At 67.8% G+C, this 15,701-nt stretch carries 17 protein-coding genes; 1 reads left to right on the forward strand and 16 read right to left on the reverse strand.

Going from position 1 to position 15,701, the window contains the following annotated elements:
* Positions 1-38: 38 nt before the first annotated feature.
* Positions 39-1,016: a hypothetical protein gene (locus VHC63_14685; protein ID HVV37853.1), complete on the reverse strand. Its 978-nt coding sequence runs from the start codon at positions 1,014-1,016 to the stop codon at positions 39-41.
* The gene (locus tag VHC63_14690) at positions 1,013-2,641 is read right to left on the reverse strand and encodes a methylmalonyl-CoA mutase family protein (GenBank protein HVV37854.1); all 1,629 of its coding nucleotides are present in this window, start codon (positions 2,639-2,641) and stop codon (positions 1,013-1,015) included. Before VHC63_14690 ends, VHC63_14685 begins: the two co-directional genes overlap by 4 nt.
* Positions 2,642-2,701: 60 nt before the next feature.
* Between VHC63_14690 and glpX the strand changes: the two genes are divergently transcribed.
* Positions 2,702-3,658, forward strand: a complete 957-nt coding sequence (gene glpX, locus VHC63_14695; GenBank protein HVV37855.1) for a class II fructose-bisphosphatase — start codon at positions 2,702-2,704, stop codon at positions 3,656-3,658.
* Positions 3,659-3,735: 77 nt separating this feature from the next.
* Here the strand turns inward: glpX and VHC63_14700 are convergent, their stop codons facing one another.
* The 14 genes from VHC63_14700 to VHC63_14765 form a co-directional block, all read right to left on the reverse strand.
* On the reverse strand, positions 3,736-5,265 hold the full coding sequence (locus tag VHC63_14700) for a hypothetical protein (GenBank protein HVV37856.1): 1,530 nt from the start codon (positions 5,263-5,265) through the stop codon (positions 3,736-3,738).
* A 137-nt stretch (positions 5,266-5,402) separates the two neighbouring features.
* A complete protein-coding gene (locus VHC63_14705; GenBank protein HVV37857.1) occupies positions 5,403-6,146 on the reverse strand; it encodes a L,D-transpeptidase in 744 nt (247 codons plus the stop codon).
* An 18-nt stretch (positions 6,147-6,164) separates the two neighbouring features.
* Positions 6,165-7,055, reverse strand: coding sequence for a GNAT family N-acetyltransferase (locus VHC63_14710; GenBank protein ID HVV37858.1), 891 nt, complete (start codon positions 7,053-7,055; stop codon positions 6,165-6,167).
* Positions 7,056-7,068: 13 nt separating this feature from the next.
* Entirely contained in the window at positions 7,069-7,455 is a 387-nt protein-coding gene (atpC, locus tag VHC63_14715; protein HVV37859.1) for an ATP synthase F1 subunit epsilon, read from the reverse strand.
* Between the two features lie 8 nt (positions 7,456-7,463).
* A complete protein-coding gene (gene atpD, locus VHC63_14720) occupies positions 7,464-8,909 on the reverse strand; it encodes a F0F1 ATP synthase subunit beta (GenBank protein HVV37860.1) in 1,446 nt (481 codons plus the stop codon).
* Positions 8,910-8,922: 13 nt separating this feature from the next.
* Positions 8,923-9,873, reverse strand: coding sequence for a F0F1 ATP synthase subunit gamma (locus tag VHC63_14725; protein HVV37861.1), 951 nt, complete (start codon positions 9,871-9,873; stop codon positions 8,923-8,925).
* Between the two features lie 4 nt (positions 9,874-9,877).
* Positions 9,878-11,404: a F0F1 ATP synthase subunit alpha gene (gene atpA / locus VHC63_14730; protein ID HVV37862.1), complete on the reverse strand. Its 1,527-nt coding sequence runs from the start codon at positions 11,402-11,404 to the stop codon at positions 9,878-9,880.
* Between the two features lie 3 nt (positions 11,405-11,407).
* On the reverse strand, positions 11,408-11,932 hold the full coding sequence (gene atpH / locus VHC63_14735) for an ATP synthase F1 subunit delta (GenBank protein HVV37863.1): 525 nt from the start codon (positions 11,930-11,932) through the stop codon (positions 11,408-11,410).
* Positions 11,932-12,579, reverse strand: a complete 648-nt coding sequence (gene atpF, locus VHC63_14740) for a F0F1 ATP synthase subunit B (protein HVV37864.1) — start codon at positions 12,577-12,579, stop codon at positions 11,932-11,934. Before atpF ends, atpH begins: the two co-directional genes overlap by 1 nt.
* Positions 12,580-12,593: 14 nt before the next feature.
* Entirely contained in the window at positions 12,594-12,878 is a 285-nt protein-coding gene (gene atpE / locus VHC63_14745; protein HVV37865.1) for an ATP synthase F0 subunit C, read from the reverse strand.
* Between the two features lie 27 nt (positions 12,879-12,905).
* Entirely contained in the window at positions 12,906-13,682 is a 777-nt protein-coding gene (gene atpB / locus VHC63_14750) for a F0F1 ATP synthase subunit A (GenBank protein HVV37866.1), read from the reverse strand.
* The gene (locus VHC63_14755; GenBank protein ID HVV37867.1) at positions 13,683-14,108 is read right to left on the reverse strand and encodes an ATP synthase subunit I; all 426 of its coding nucleotides are present in this window, start codon (positions 14,106-14,108) and stop codon (positions 13,683-13,685) included.
* On the reverse strand, positions 14,096-14,353 hold the full coding sequence (locus VHC63_14760; GenBank protein HVV37868.1) for an AtpZ/AtpI family protein: 258 nt from the start codon (positions 14,351-14,353) through the stop codon (positions 14,096-14,098). The genes VHC63_14755 and VHC63_14760 overlap by 13 nt, the downstream gene beginning before the upstream one ends.
* Before the next feature lie 175 nt (positions 14,354-14,528).
* Entirely contained in the window at positions 14,529-15,698 is a 1,170-nt protein-coding gene (locus VHC63_14765; protein HVV37869.1) for an MraY family glycosyltransferase, read from the reverse strand.
* Positions 15,699-15,701: the final 3 nt, after the last annotated feature.

Consider the following 15,701-nt stretch of genomic DNA (forward strand, 5'->3'; position numbering starts at 1 on the left):
GTGCCCGTTCCGGGCACGATCCGCGTACCGATTCGGGGTTAGACGTAGTTGGCGAGAATGTGGCGGAGGGTGCGGGCGTCGTCGCCGACGGTATCGGGGTCGCCCTCGGCGTCGAGGGTGTCGGCGATCTTGTTGGCGAGCTCCTGCACCTGCGCCCACACCCGCGGGTCGAAGCCGAACGGCGCCGGCAGGCCGTCCACGTCGTCGACGGCGACGTAGAACTCCCCCGCCGTCGCTTCGTCGGCCGGCTTCTGCATCAGCTTGTCGGCGGCGACGTACAGATTGCTCATCGCCGAGTACACCTCTTCGTCGTCGACGTCAGACGCCTCGTCGAAGGACGCCAGCTCGTCGTCGCCGAAGCCCTCGGGGTTGCGGACCTCCTCGACGTAGCGCTCGATCGCCGGGGCGTCCTCCACGGACACGACGAGGTCGCTGCCGACCTCCCAGATGTGGCTGATGCCCGCACCCGTCAGCCGCATCGACAGGTGGCGACGCTCCTCGACCGACAGCGTCGAGAGGTCGAACACGATCTCGTCGTCTTCTTCGTCGGCTTCGGAGATGACTTCCTCGACATCGTCGGACTCGGGAACGTCGACGAGATCGACGGGATGCCCGGCGGCGGCGATCTCGTCGATCACGCCCTGGACGGCGGTGGCGTCTTCGCTGCCGGCGGTCAGCGTCGTCGAATCGGAGAAGTGATGCCGCACGCCGAGGCCGCTCAGGCGTTCGGAGACCAGCCGGCGGTTGTCCGGGTCGACCGTCGTCAGGTCGAAGGCGATGTCGACGCCCCGGTCGGCGAACTCGTAGGTGTGCACCGATGCAAATCCCGATCCGTCATTCGTCGGAACCTCGTAGTCCGCGTTGCCGGCGAGCGACGGCGCTTCGTCCTCCGCCGGCGGCGTTTCGAGGCCGACCGGCTCGACCGGATCCGGATGCAGCCAACTGGTCGGCTCGGGCGTCGGCGCCTCGGGCAGCGTGGTCGCGTCGTCGGGTTGGGGCGTGGTCGAGTCAGTCACAGGACTGCGATCTCCTGATAACGGCCGAAAACTTCGGCCAGGGTGTGCATGATCTCGCCCTCGGTCGCGCTCACCTTCACCGCGTCGAGGATCGTCGGCATCGTGTTGGTGGTCGGCTCCTCGGCCGCCGCCTTCACCGCCGCCAGGGCAGTACGTACCGCTGCGTCGTCCCGTGACTGGCGCACCTCGGCGAGGCGCTTGCGTTGCAGGTCTTCGGCTTCGCCTGACACCGACAGGATTGGCGGGCGGCCTTCGTCGCCGTCGGTGAATGCGTTGACGCCGACGACGACGCGCTCACCCGAGTTCGTCTTGCGCTCGAGCTGCCAGGACGCTTCGGCGATCTCGCTCATGAACCAGCCGTTGTCGATGCACTGGAAGCAGCCTTCGAGGATCGAGCCGCCGCCGACGTCGTCGAGGTGGGCGAAGATCTCCTCGGCCCGCCGCTCCATCTCGTCGGTCATCCACTCGACGTAGTGCGAGCCGCCGAGCGGGTCACCCACCAGCGCCGCGCCGGTCTCGTGGGCGATTACCTGCTGGGTGCGCAAGGCGATACGCGCCGCCTTTTCCGTCGGCAACGCCAGCGCTTCGTCGAAGGAGTCGGTGTGCAGGCTCTGCGTGCCACCGAGCACGCCGGCGAGCGCCTGGATGGCGACGCGGGCGATGTTGACCTCGGCCTGTTGCGCCGTCAGCGAGACGCCGGCTGTCTGGGTGTGGAAGCGGAGCTGCATTGACCGTTCGTTCTTGGCGCCGTAGCGCTCTTTCAACCATCGCGCCCAGATCCGGCGCGCCGCGCGGTACTTGCCGATCTCCTCGAAGAAGTCGTTGTGGGCGTTGAAGAAGAACGACAGGCGCGGGGCGAAGTCGTCGACGTCGAGGCCGGCGTTCATCGCGGACTCGACGTAGGCGAAGCCGTTGGCCAGCGTGAAGCCGAGCTCCTGCGCGGCCGTCGAGCCTGCTTCGCGGATGTGGTAGCCCGACACCGACACCGGGTGCCAGCGCGGCATCTTCGCCGCGGTGAACCGGATCGTGTCGGTGACCAGGCGCATCGAGGGGCGCGGCGGGAAGTAGTACTCCTTCTGCGCTTGGTACTCCTTGAGCATGTCGTTCTGGAGCGTGCCGCTCAGCGCGGCGCGCGGGGTGCCGTGTTGCTCGGCGACGGCGACGTACATGGCCAGCAGGATCGGCGCCGCGCAGTTGATCGTCATCGACGTCGACACCTGCGCGAGGTCGATGTCGGCAAACAGGTCGGCCATATCGGCGATCGTGTCGACGGCGACGCCGCCCTTGCCGACCTCGCCCTCGCTGCGCGGATCATCCGAGTCGCGGCCCATCAACGTGGGCATGTCGAACGCGGTGGACAGGCCGCTGCCGCCGGCGCGCAGGATCTCCTTGAAGCGAGCGTTGGTGTCCTCCGGCGTGCCGAAGCCGGCGAACATGCGCATCGTCCAGAGCTTCGAGCGGTACATCGACGCGTACGGGCCGCGGGTGAAGGGGTACTGCCCGGGGAACTCGCCGTCGTCAGGCCCGTAGATCGCGTCGATGGGCACGCCGCTCATCGTCTCGGCGAGGACGGCGCGTTGTGGTGACGCGTCGAACGCCTTCTGCCAGTCATCTCGTCGCGTCATACGCCCAAGACTATGGTCGCTGGCATGTCTCCTCAGCAGGCACCTGATCGAAACCTCGCAATGGAACTCGTCCGCGTGACCGAAGCAGCGGCGCTGGCGGCGTCACGCTTCATGGGACGCGGCGACAAGAACGGGGCGGACGGCGCGGCCGTCGACGCCATGCGCATCGTGCTCGACACCGTGTCGATGGACGGCATCGTCGTCATCGGCGAAGGCGAGAAGGACGAAGCGCCGATGCTCTACAACGGCGAGCACATCGGCGACGGCTCCCCACCGCAGACCGACATCGCCGTCGACCCCATCGACGGCACCACGCTCACCTCGCTCGGCCGCGGCAACGCCATCGCGGTGATCGCGGTGTCAGAGCGCGGAACGATGTTCAACCCGGGTCCGTGCGTGTACATGGACAAGATCGCCGTGGGGCCCGAAGCCAAGGGCGCCATCGACATCGAAGCGCCGATCGCCCACAACCTCGCGGCCGTCGCCAAGGCCAAGGGCGAGAACGTACGCGACGTCACCGCCGTCATTCTCGACCGCGACCGCCACGCGGAGCTCATCGCGGAGGTGCGCGCCGCCGGCGCCCGCATCCGCCTCATCAGCGACGGCGACGTCGCCGGCGCCATCTCGACCGCCTGGCCCGATTCGGGCGCCGACATCCTCCTCGGTATCGGCGGCACACCCGAAGGCGTCATCACCGCGGCGGCCCTCAAGTGCATGGGCGGCGAGATCCTCGGCAAGCTCTGGCCCCGCAACGACGACGAGCGCACCGCGGCGCTCGACGCCGGCTACGACCTCGACGCCGTGCTCACCACCGACGACCTTGTCGGCGGCGACAACTGCTTCTTCGCCGCCACCGGCATCACCGACGGCGAACTGCTCCGGGGCGTGCACTACAACCTCAACGGCGCGTCGACCCAGAGCCTCGTGATGCGCTCGAAGTCGGGCACCGTGCGCCTGGTGACCGCCCAGCACCGCCTGACCAAGCTCGCCGAATACTCGTCGGTGCAGTTCAGCTAACTCGCTACATCCCACAACTGGTACTGCCCAGCACCGCAAAGCGGTGCTGGGCAGTACCAGTTCGTATGTGAGGGCGCTTAGCCGACGGTGGTCGGTTGCACCCGCTGGGCCGTGGCGGCCTTGGCGTTCGATGGCGCCGTCGTGGTGGGCGGCGACGTGGTGGACGGCGGCGACGTGGTCGACGTGGTCGGTCCGGCCGTGGTCGTGGTGGTCGGTCCGGCCGTGGTCGTGGTGGTCGGTCCCGCCGTGGTCGTCGTGGTGGGGCCGGCGGTCGTCGTGGTGGTCGGGGCGACCGTCGTCGACGTCGTGGTGGTCGACGTCGTCGTGGTCGACGTCGAGGTGGTCGTGGTCGTCGGCGACGGGCACGTGAAGCCGCCGTCAGGAACCTGGAGGTCGCTCTCGAAGTGACCGATGCGCAGGTCGGCCACCGACGTGCCCAGCGGATCGTCGAGCAAGTCGGCGCGCACGACGTCCATCGCACCGGCGCCGCGGGTTGCGGTCAGCGTCGGGCTCGACGCCGGGTCCGGGACGCCACCGGGGGCCGTCAGCGCCCGGAAGTCCTCACCGAGGGTGATGCTGCCGAGCGGGCCGAGCGGGATGTTGAGACCCGTGTTGCCGGTGACCTGCTGGAGGCTGAGGGCCAGCAGCGTCGCACCGCCGGCCGACACGCGGATGACGGTGTCGGTCGGGTTCATCGGCAGGCCGGTGGTCGGGTCGGTCACGCCGTAGGTCATCGTGGCCGGGTGCACGCCGTCGACGGTCGTGCGGGCATACCACTCGCCGAGCACTTCGAGTTCGACGGTGCCGCCGGCGGTCGGGCTCTGCACAAGGTCGATCGGCGCGTACGTCTCGTGCACTTCGGACACGAGGCCGTAGTGCGGACCACCGCTGGTGTTGCTGTTGGGCACGGCGTAGACGAACGAGTGCGTCTCGATGGCGTTGCGCGTCGGGTCGGTGTCGTCGGTGGCGACGACGGGCGAACCCATCGAACCATCGGGCTGGGCGGCGCCGGCGTCGAGCACCTGCACGTCGGCCGCGTAACCGCGGCTGTACGCGATCGGGGCCTGCGGCGTGCTCAGGCACGTCGACTGCTCCCAGTTGGCCAGCGCGTCGGTGTGCAGCAGCGACGCGAACACGACCGGGTCGCCCGGGACGGGGCCGGCTTCGTGCGACTCGCTGTAGTTCGGCGGGGCGGTGGCGTTGGCCACGGTTTCGTCGAGGATGCTGCGCGCCGCGTCCGGCACGTTGTCAGCCAAGCCGACGCCGAGGCCTTCACCGCGGGCAGACGCGTTCTTTCCGACGAAGGAGGGCGGCGGATTGGTGCCGGGATCCGGCTGCGTCTGGATCGAGTTTTCGTTCAGCCGGCCGCCCGCCACGAAGCCCGACGAGTCGGCGTTGACCGCCGAGAACGCGCCTTCGATGTCGACAAGACGCGGGCCGATCGGCGCCGCCTGCAAGGCGTCGAGGTGCAGCGCCGAACCGGATGCGTATGCCTTGACGACCTCGTTCGTGGTCACCGTCGAACGACCGACGGTGGCGGCACCGACGAGGTACGCGATGAGCCCCACGCTGAGGGCCCACGCCAACCATGTCTTGTTGCGCTTCAAAGGATTGCCTCTCCAGTCATCCCGTTGCCCCAGATGCGGCCAACTCTACTGGCGCACATACCCAATTGTCGCTATTAGCTCACCCGAACGGACTAGTTACGTCGGAATCCGGTGTGTGCCCGATTTGGGCGAAATGCCTACTGTCGGATCTCGACGGGGACGCCAAGGGGCAGTTTCTTCGCCAGCATTTCGATGGCGTCGTTGGAGATGCGGATGCAGCCGTGGCTCACGTCCTTGCCCAAACCCGATGGGTCGTTGGTGCCGTGGATGCCGATCACGCCCTCGCCGCCCTCGAAATGGAAGATGACGTTGGAGAAGCCCGACAGCCCGTACACGTAGTGCCCGTAGACGGTGTTGGGGTTGGGCGGCTGGAGCAGTTCCTTGGTGTAGTAGAGGCCGACGGGCGTCTGCGTCTCGGCCTTGCCGATGCCGGCAGGCGTGTCGAGGAAGACCTTGCCGTGGTCGCTGACGATGACCCGGTGCGCCGCGAGTTCGACGACGATCTTGTAGTAGTGGCTGGTGAGGGTCACGTCGCTGGCGCGTACCCAGCCGTCCGAGCCGTTCGGTCGTACCGGTAGCAGCACGTGCACCCACCCGGGCTGCTCGTCGCGCTCGAGGAAGGTGAGGGGCGCGCCGTTCTCGTTGGGGTTGGCCAGCGACGTCTTCTTGGGACCGTTGGGCGCGCTGAACACGTCGATCGACTTCGGGATGGCGGTGGCGACGATCGAGAGGTTGGGATCCTGGGGCGGCACCGTCGTGGCGACCGCCGGGCCGATGGCGCTGTTCGCCTTCTTGTCGTTCCACGGCGTGCCGACGAGCGCGCCGGCGACGCCGGCGACGATCGCGATGACCGCAAGCGCGGCCGCTGCTCCCCTGCTCATGCGCCTTGAAGCGTAGAGCTACAGCACCAGCGAAAACTCATCGGCCGGGTCGACGGTGAAGCCCAGCCGCACGAGGAATCCCGCGATCGTCGCGCCGCGCGCGGCGCGCACTTCGGTCGCCTGGTGGTCGCGGGCGGCGTCGACGAAGGCGCGCGCCAGCTGGGCGCCGATGCCGGTCCCCCGCGTCTCGGCGATGACGACGAGCTCGTCGAGCCAGGCGACGCCGTCGCGGGCGTAGTGGCCGTGTGCCAGTCCGAGAACACGGCCGTCGACCAACGCCTCGACCGACAGCGACCGGTAGCGACCCATCGTCGCGCCGGCGTGGGTCGGGTAGCGCGTCACCGCGAACGACACCGGCGACGCGCCGATTGTGCGCGTGGTGGGCGACTCCCCCAGCGGTGCGTCGGCGATCGGGCGCCACACCTTGTCGTCGTCGTCCTGCTCGAGGATCGTCACGGCGTCGAAGCGCACCGGCTCGATGAAGTGGTCGATCGAGGCCTGGGCGCCGCGGATCACGTCGTCACCGGCGTCGTCGTGCAGCGTGACGTGTGGGACGAAGGGATGGGTGAGTTCCTGCGCGAACGGACCGGCGTCGAGGGCGTCACGCAGCGCCACGATGCCAGCGAGTCCCGGTCCCGAGACGCGCAAGTACAGCACCGGGGTGACGGGATAGAACGTCTCGAGCGGTCCGACCACGACGTCGAGGGGCGCCACGTCGGCGGCCGCGGCGCGCGCCAGCGCGACGGCGTCGTCGATGTCTTCCTCGTGCACGTTCGTCGGTGGCACGAGGGTGACGTGGGGCGGCACCTGCCCGACGGTGGCGGTGCCGAGGGCGCGGCGGATCCCGTCGATCTCAGGCGCGAGATTGCGCGGAATGAGGAGGGCGACACCAAGCCGACGGCGCGGCACGGTGCGAAGTTAGCTACTTACCGAGCGAGGCGAGTTCGATGCGCACTTCGGCGCGGCGCAACGCGGCTTCGGCTTCGCCATCGTGGCCCGCGCGCATCTTCGCCTCGGCCGCTTCCTTGGCGCGACGGGCGCGCTCGACGTCGATGTGGTCGACGAGTTCGGCGACGTCCGACAGGATGATCACGTGGTTGTCGCGCACCTCGACGAAGCCACCGTGCACCGCGATGTGCTCGGTGCCGCCACCGGTCAGGTTGACCTTCACGATGCCGATGCCGAGCGTGCCGATGAAGGGCGCGTGGCCGGTGAGGAAGGCGATGTCGCCTCCCTCGGCCCGGCACACGACCATGTCGGCTTCACCCGAGAACAGAATGCGCTCGGGCGAGACGACCTCGACCTGCATCGACACCTTTAGCCGACCGCCTTGAGCTGCTCGGCCTTCTTCAGCAGGTCGTCGATGCCGCCGACATTGAAGAACGCCTGCTCGGGCAGGTCGTCGAACTCGCCGTCGAGCAGCTTGCCGAAGGCTTCGACCGTCTCGGCCACCGGCACGTTGGTACCGGGGATCTGGGTGAAGGGCTCACCGGCGTACATGGGCTGGCCGAGGAACTTCTCGATCTTGCGGGCCCGGGACACGAGGACCTTGTCCTCTTCGGTGAGTTCGTCGATGCCGAGGATGGCGATGATGTCCTGGAGTTCCTTGTAGCGCTGCAGCACCTGGATCGTGCGGCGGGCGACGTTGTAGTGCACGTCGCCGACCACGCCGGGCTGGAGGATGTTCGACGTCGACGCCAGCGGGTCGACGGCAGGGAAGATGCCCTTGGCGAACACGCCGCGGTCGAGGTTGGTGGTGGCGTCGAAGTGGGTGAAGGCGGTGAACGGCGCCGGGTCGGTGTAGTCGTCGGCGGGCACGTACACGGCCTGCAGCGAGGTGATCGACTTGCCCTTGACCGAGGTGATGCGTTCCTGCAGTTCGCCCATCTCGTCGGCCAGCGTCGGCGAGTAACCCACCGAGCTCGGCATACGACCGAGCAGGGTCGACACCTCGGTGCCGGCCTGGGTGAAGCGGAAGATGTTGTCGATGAACAGCAGCACGTCCTGGCCCTGCACGTCGCGGAAGTACTCCGCCATCGTCAGCGCCGAGAGGGCGACGCGGAAGCGCACGCCGGGCGGCTCGTCCATCTGGCCGTAGACGAGCGCGGTGTTCTTGAGAACGCCGGACTCTTCCATTTCCAGCCACAGGTCGTTGCCCTCACGGGTGCGCTCGCCGACGCCGGCGAACACCGACACACCACCGTGCTGGCGGGCGACTCGGATGATCATCTCCTGGATCATCACGGTCTTGCCCACGCCGGCCCCACCGAAGAGGCCGATCTTGCCGCCCTGGCGGTAGGGCTCGAGGAGGTCGACGACCTTGAGGCCCGTCTCGAACATCTTGGTGGCCGAGTCGAGGTCGGCGAAGTTCGGCGCCGGGCGGTGGATCTCCCAGCGCTCGTCGAGGCCGGGCACCTCGGCGCCGCGGGCGTCCAGCGGTGTACCGATCACGTTGAAGACGTGGCCGAGCGTGCCGTTGCCCACCGGCACGGTGATGCCCCGGCCGGTATTGCGCACGACGGCGCCGCGGACGAGGCCGTCCGTCGGGCGCATGCAGATGGCGCGCACGCGGCTGTCGCCGATGTGCTGGGCCACTTCGGCGACGATCGTCGAAGGCTGGCCGTCGACGTACACCTCGAACTCGAGCGCGGTGTGCAGTTCGGGCAGGCCGTCCGGCGGGAACTCGACGTCGACGACCGGGCCGACGATGGCGACGATGCGCCCTTCCTTCAGCTCGGTGGCGTTGTCAGCGGTGAGAGTCATATCTGGCGTGCTCCTAGTGATGCTGCGCGAACGGGTCTTGGGCAAACGTGTGGTCGATGAGATAGTCCGACTCATCGGTGGCGGCCTGCGCCAGGGCTTCGGCACCGCCGACGATCTCGAGGATCTCGGTGGTGATCGATTCCTGGCGGGCGCGGTTCATCTGGCGCGACAGCACGCGGATCAGTTCCTCCGCGTTGTCGGTGGCGGATTTCATCGCTCGCTGCTGAGCAGCGAAGAACGAGGCGGTCGAGTCCAGCAGCGCGGCGAAGAGGCGGGCCTCGGCGTAGCGCGGCAGCAGGTTGTCGAGGATGCCGTCGGGCTCAGGCTCGTACTCGTAGTCGGCCTTGGGGCCCGCGGGCGCCTCGACGACGGTCTCGATCTCGATGGGCATGAGCTGGCGCGTCACGACGCGCTGGGTGCCGACGGAGAGGAACTGCGTGTAGACGAGCTCGACGCGGTCGATCTCACCGGCGTCGAAGCGGCTGCGGATCTCCGCTGCCACTTCACGCGCGTGCTCGTAGGACGGGTTGTCGACGAAGCCGGTGAAGCTGGCCGCGATCGTGTAGCCGCGGAAGCGGAAGTAGTCCCGCGCCTTCTTGCCTACGAGGATCAGGACGTAGTCGCGACCCTGCGCGATCTGCTCGCGCAGGGCGTTCTCCGCTTGGCGCAGCGTGCCGGAGTTGAAACCACCGGCGAGACCGCGGTCGCCGGCGAGGACGACGAAGGCGACGGTGCGCACGTCTTCACGCGGCGTGAGCAGCGGATGGCCGCCGCCCGCGCCCGCAGACGCGAGGTTACGGATCACGGCCGTGATCTGCTCGCTGTAGGGACGAGCCGCCGCCACTCGCTGCTGCGCCTTGTGAATCCGGCTGGCAGCGATGAGCTCCATGGCGCGCGTGATCTTCTTCGAAGACTCCACGCTCTTGATTCGCCTGCGGAGTACCCGCTCCTGCCCACCAGCCATTGCCTTACTCCGCCGCGGTGACCGACGGCACGAAGCGACCCTTGAAGTCTTCGACCGCCTTTTTGATGTCGTCTTCGGGGTAGTCGCCGCCCTTGATGGCGTCGAGGATGGCGCCGCCGCGGGCGCGCACGTCGGCGAGCAGTTCGGTCTCGAAGCGACGGACGTCGGCGACGTCGAGGTCGTCGAGATAGCCGTTGGTACCGGCGTAGATCGAGATGACCTGCTCCTGCACCGGCATGGGCTGGCCGTTGGTCTGCTTCAGCAACTCGACGAGGCGACGGCCGCGGTCGATCAGCTGCTGGCTGGCCTTGTCCAACTCGGCGCCGAAGCCGGCGAAAGCTTCGAGCTCACGGAAGTTGGCGAGGTCGAGCTTGAGACCACCGGCGACCGACTTCATCGCCTTGATCTGCGCCGATCCGCCGACTCGGGACACCGAGGTGCCCACGTTCATCGCCGGGCGCACGCCCGAGTTGAACAGGTCGAGGTCCAAGAAGATCTGGCCGTCGGTGATCGAGATCACGTTGGTCGGGATGTAGGCCGAGATGTCGCCGGCCTTGGTCTCGATGACGGGCAGGGCCGTGAGCGAACCGCCGCCGAGTTCCTTGGACAGGCGGGCCGCACGCTCGAGCAGGCGGCTGTGGAGGTAGAAGACGTCGCCCGGGTACGCCTCGCGGCCCGGCGGGCGGCGCAGCAGCAGCGACATGGCGCGGTAGGCCTCGGCCTGCTTGGACAGGTCGTCGTAGACGATGAGCGCCGACTCGCCGTTCTCCATCCAGTGCTGGCCCATGGCGCAGCCCGAGTACGGAGCGAGGTACTTGAACGGGGGCGGGTCCGACGCCGAAGCGTTGACCACGACGGTGTACTCCATGGCGCCGGCGGCTTCGAGGGTGGCGACGAGCTCGGCGACGGTGGAGGCCTTCTGGCCCACGCCGACGTAGATGCACTTCACGCCGAGACCCTTCTGGTTGATGATCGTGTCGACGGCGACGGAGGTCTTGCCCGTCTTGCGGTCGCCGATGATCAGCTCGCGCTGGCCACGGCCGATCGGCGTCATGGCGTCGATGACCTTGATGCCGGTCTGCAGTGCCTGCTTCACCGGCTGGCGGTCGACGACGCCGGGCGCCTGGATCTCGACGCGGCGGATGATGTCCTGTGGGATCGGGCCCTTGCCGTCGAGCGGGTTGCCGAGCGGGTCGACGACGCGGCCGAGCAGGCCGTCGCCGACGGCGATCTCGAGGATGCGGCCGGTGGCCTTGACGACCTGGCCTTCCTCGATGTGCTGCGCGTCACCGAGGATGACGGCACCGATCGACTCTTCGTCGAGGTTGAGGGCGATGCCCATGACGCCGCCCTCGAACTCGAGCAGCTCGTTGACGCCGGCCGACGGGAGGCCGCCGACGCGGGCGATGCCGTCGCCGACCTCGACGACGCGGCCGACCTGGGCCGCCGCCGTCTGGGGCGTGTAGCCCTCGAGGCGCTTGCGCAGCGCGGCCGCGATGTCGTCGGATTCGATGTTGAACGAAAGGGACACGGACTACACGCTTTCCTTGAGTTGATCGAGACGGCGACGCACGGTGCCGTCGATGACCGTGTCGCCCACCTGGGCGACGATGCCGCCGAGCACGGTCGGGTCGACCGTGACCTTGACGGTGATCTTCTTGCCGGTCTCTTTACCGAGCGCCGCGGCGAGACGCGCCTTCTGGTCGTCGTCGAGCGGCGTGGCCGAGCGAACCTCGGCAACCGCCTCGGCCCGCGAGTCGGCGGCCTTGGCGATGAAGGCGTCGATGATCGCCGGGAGTTCACGACCGCGGCCAGCTCCCACCACAAAGCTGACCAGCGACGTCGTGACGGGGTGAGCACGCGAGCCGAGGAGATCCTCGACGATGCCCTGCCGCAGATCGGCGGGGATCGCTTGGTCGGTCAGCGTCGTACGCAACGCGTCGTTGGACTCGAGCGTGCGCGCCACGGCGTGCAACTCGTCCTCGACGGCCGCGACTGCATCTTCGGCGTTGGCGACCGCGTAGAACGCGTCCGCGTAACCCTCAGCTCGTGCACTCATTAGGAATTCCCGAGGTTGTTGATGTAGTTGTCGATCAGCTGGCGGTTGGTGGCGTCGTCGAGACTGCGCTCGACCACCTTCTCCGCCAGGGCAATGGTGAGGTCGCCGACCTGCGCCTGCAGTTCCTGGATGGCGCGGGCCTTGCCGGCTTCGACGTCCTCGCGGCCCTTGGCCTTGACCTCGTTGGCCTCGGCTTCGGCGCGGGCGATGATGTCGGCGCGGACGGCTTCGGCCGCCGTGCGGGCTTCGTCGACGATGCGCGCCGCTTCGGCCTTGGCATCGGCCACCGACGCCTGGTACTGCGCCAGGGTCGAGGCGGCCTCGGCCTTGAGACGGTCGGCCTCGTCGATCTCGCCACGAATGCGTTCCGTGCGGTCGTTCATGCCCTTCTTGATCGCGGGGAACGCGAGCTTGCTGAGCACGGCCAACACCACGAGGAACGCACCGCCGCCCCACAGCAACTCGTTGGTGTCAGGCAGCAACGGGTTGGGCGACTTCTGGCAGTCGTCGACGGACTTGCCGTCTTCGAGCAGCTTGATGCAGTGCTCTTCGGGCTCACCGGCGGGCTTGGCCGAGGCCGGGTGGGCGACGACGAGCAGCGATCCGGCCGCGATGCCCACAGCTGCGAGCAGGTGACGAATGCGCATGTGCGTATCTCCTCTTAACCCGAGACGATGAAGGCGAGCACGAAGCCGAAGAGCGCGAGCGCTTCGGTGAAGGCGATGCCGAGGAACATCGTCGTCTGGACCTGGCCAGCGGACTCCGGCTGGCGCGACATCGCGGTAATCGCGTTACCGACGACGATACCGATGCCGATGCCCGGGCCGATGGCGGCGCCACCGTAGGCAATGCCTCGGCCGATAGCGGTCAAGCCCTTGACGAGCTCGCCGGCGTCTTGCGCGCCAAGGAAGTGCATGGCGTGAAGCAGGGTGAGGTGCAGTAGCACGTTCGCTCCTTGTTTCCTTTTTGTTGGTTAGTGGTGGTCGGGAACAGTCATGGCCAGGCCGGTGAAGACCGCGGCGAGGATGGTGAAGATGTAGGCCTGCAGGAAGGCCACGAGGATCTCGAAGCCCGTCAGCGCCGCCAGCAGGGCGAAGGGCAGGACCGCGCCGGCCTTCGACAGCCCGCCGAGGGCGTGCGACTCGAAGAGGCCGGCGGCGAGAGCGCCGAAGCTCACGAGGATCAAGTGGCCGGCGAAGAGGTTGGCGAAGAGTCGGACCATGAGGGCGAAGGGCCGCACGATGAGGTCCGAGATGAGGTTGATCGGCGTGAGGATGATGTAGATCGGCTTGGGGACGCCGGGGGGGAACATGATGTGCTTGAAGTAGCCCCACAGGCCCTGACGGGCGATGCCCATGATGTTGTAGATGAACCACACGAGCACGGCCATGAACATCGGCAGGGCGATGCGGGCGTTCGGCGGCATCTGGGCCAGCGGCAGGACCTCGAAGAGGTTCAGGGCGAAGATGAACGAGAAGACCGTCAGCAGGAACGGGGCGAAGGGCAGGCCGTCGGGACCCATCGTCTGCAGGATGATGCCGCTCTCGATGAAGTCGACGGCCATCTCGGCGACGTTTTGCACACCGCGAGGCACGAGCTCGCCCTTGCGGCCCGCCATGTAGAACACGATCACGCCGATCGCCGCGATCAGCATGAGGATCACGACCTTGTTGATCGCGAAGGCACCGTGGCCCCAGATGGCGGGCCAGTTGAAGAGTTCTGCTGTAGGCGGAACGTCCAACGCAAACATCTATGCGTCTCCTCTACGAGGCTTGAGGCCCGGATAGGCCAGGGACAACGAGACGTAACGGGTCTCCCAAAACAGGAGGCCGAGGTGCGTCACGACGATGGCGACACCGAAGGGCACCTTGCTGATCCAGCTGATGTGGCCGGCGATGGTGATGGCGGCCAGCACCATCAGCATGCGGACGACGAAGCCGCCCAGCACGAACATCATGATGAAGGACTGCGGCAGCGTCGTGGACTTGCGCACGACCGCCGCCGACGCGGCGAAGTTGATCAACACGACGACAAGCGCGGCGAGCACCGAGATGGCGCCGTGAAGGCCCCAGCCGATGGCGCCGAGAGCGACGAGCACGGGGCTCGCCAGCAGGCCGCGGCGGGCCATGTCCACCACGATGTCGCGCTGCGGGTTGACCGTCGTCACTTCGTCCACGGCTTGCCCTCCTCCCGCTTGCGCATCTCCGCCTGGTAGGCGAGGTACATCCGGTACGACTCGCTGGCGAGGCCGAGGACGCCGAACACGATGGCGAACAGCGGCTGGGTGTGGGTCCGGCCGTCGAGCAGGAAGCCGAAGAAGGCGAGGACCAGCGGCGTGACGACGAGCTGGATGGCACGCGTGCTGGCGTCGCTGAAACCTTCGTAGAGGGGGCGGTTGTCGGCACGGGGCGAGACCGTCACGGCGCTGAGGATTCGTGCTCCCCATCCCTTCCGCCGCTCTACTCGCTGCATGCCTTCCCCTGTCCTCCAAAACTGAGGTTTTGACCTTGTGAAACTTTTCTCAATGTAAGCCAAAGCCTGCGGGCGCGCAAACTTTTCGAAACAGAAATTTTCGGGGAAGTACCGGCCGGGGAGGCTAGTTGGCGGGCGTCTTTTCCTGCCACTGCGACGCGGGGTGGTTCGCCTTGCTCTTGTCGCGGATGCCCGGGTGGAACAGCGTGTAGAGCGCGAGGCCGAGGGCGCCAGCGGCGAAGGGCACCACCCGGTTGAGTACCTGCTTGTCGCCGGTCACGAACGTCGGGGCGAGGATGAAGCCCGACAGCAGCGCCGTCCACGCCCACAGGATGAACACCGCGCGCCGCTGGCCGTGGCCGAGGCGCACCAGGCGGTGGTGGATGTGTTCGGCGTCGGCGCCCCCCACTCCCGATCTTCGGTACGAGCGGCGCACGATGGAGAACGCGACGTCGAGGATCGGCACGCCGAGGATGAACAGTGGGATGAAGATCGGGGCGTAGAAGAAGTAGGTCTGTCCGCTGAACTGGTCCGCGATGCGGCCCCCGACCACCAGGGTCGACGCGGCCATCAGCACGCCGAGGAGGTAGGCGCCGCTGTCGGCCATGAACACCTTGGCCGGGTTCACGTTGTGGGGCAGGTAGCCCAGGCACAGGCCACACGCGATCACCGCCAGCAGCGGCCCCATGTTCTCGGGGGCGAGGAGGCCGCCGTCGGAGAGGCGCTGCGCGTAGATCGTGAACGCCGCCGCCGCGATGGCGACCACCCCGGCGGCGAGGCCGTCGAGGCCGTCGATGAGGTTGATCGCCTGGGTCATGCCGGCGACCCACAGCACCGTCATGAGCGGGGCGACGTCGGGGGCGAGCACCACGAACCCTGCGAACGGGATCCGGAAGTAGAACATCGACAGGCCGAACATGTACATGACCGACGCGCCGAGCACGACGCCGGCCAGCTTCGCCGGCGGCGACAGATCTCGCAGATCGTCGATGAACTGGATGCCCACGATGATCGTGGCGCCGAGCACGACGCCGAGCGGTTCGGACGAGTCCCGGAACACGCCGCGGAAGAACGGCAGGAACCAGGCGACGAGCATCACGATCAGGAAGGCGCCGAACATGGCGACGCCGCTGGCGTTGGGCACCACGTTGGTGTGGATGTCGCGGTCGCGCAGGCCGGGTCGTTTGACGATGCCGTGCTTGGTGGCGAAGCCCCGCCACGCCCAGTTGAGCCCGTAGCTGGCGGCCGCCGAGATCGCGAGGATCAGCGAATAGGCAGTCGCCGCCGAGGTCATCGG

This window comes from Acidimicrobiales bacterium, from assembly GCA_035546775.1.
Taxonomy (GTDB): Bacteria; Actinomycetota; Acidimicrobiia; order Acidimicrobiales; family JACCXE01; genus JACCXE01.

Bases quoted from the DNA above. Each gene is read 5' to 3' on its own strand.
- VHC63_14690 (HVV37854.1), bottom strand. From the start codon at position 2,641: ATGACGCGACGAGATGACTGGCAGAAGGCGTTCGACGCGTCACCACAA.
- glpX (HVV37855.1), top strand. From the start codon at position 2,702: ATGGAACTCGTCCGCGTGACCGAAGCAGCGGCGCTGGCGGCGTCACGC.
- VHC63_14705 (HVV37857.1), bottom strand. From the start codon at position 6,146: ATGAGCAGGGGAGCAGCGGCCGCGCTTGCGGTCATCGCGATCGTCGCC.
- atpC (HVV37859.1), bottom strand. From the start codon at position 7,455: ATGCAGGTCGAGGTCGTCTCGCCCGAGCGCATTCTGTTCTCGGGTGAA.
- atpD (HVV37860.1), bottom strand. From the start codon at position 8,909: ATGACTCTCACCGCTGACAACGCCACCGAGCTGAAGGAAGGGCGCATC.
- VHC63_14725 (HVV37861.1), bottom strand. From the start codon at position 9,873: ATGGCTGGTGGGCAGGAGCGGGTACTCCGCAGGCGAATCAAGAGCGTG.
- atpH (HVV37863.1), bottom strand. From the start codon at position 11,932: ATGAGTGCACGAGCTGAGGGTTACGCGGACGCGTTCTACGCGGTCGCC.
- atpF (HVV37864.1), bottom strand. From the start codon at position 12,579: ATGCGCATTCGTCACCTGCTCGCAGCTGTGGGCATCGCGGCCGGATCG.
- atpB (HVV37866.1), bottom strand. From the start codon at position 13,682: ATGTTTGCGTTGGACGTTCCGCCTACAGCAGAACTCTTCAACTGGCCC.
- VHC63_14765 (HVV37869.1), bottom strand. From the start codon at position 15,698: ATGACCTCGGCGGCGACTGCCTATTCGCTGATCCTCGCGATCTCGGCG.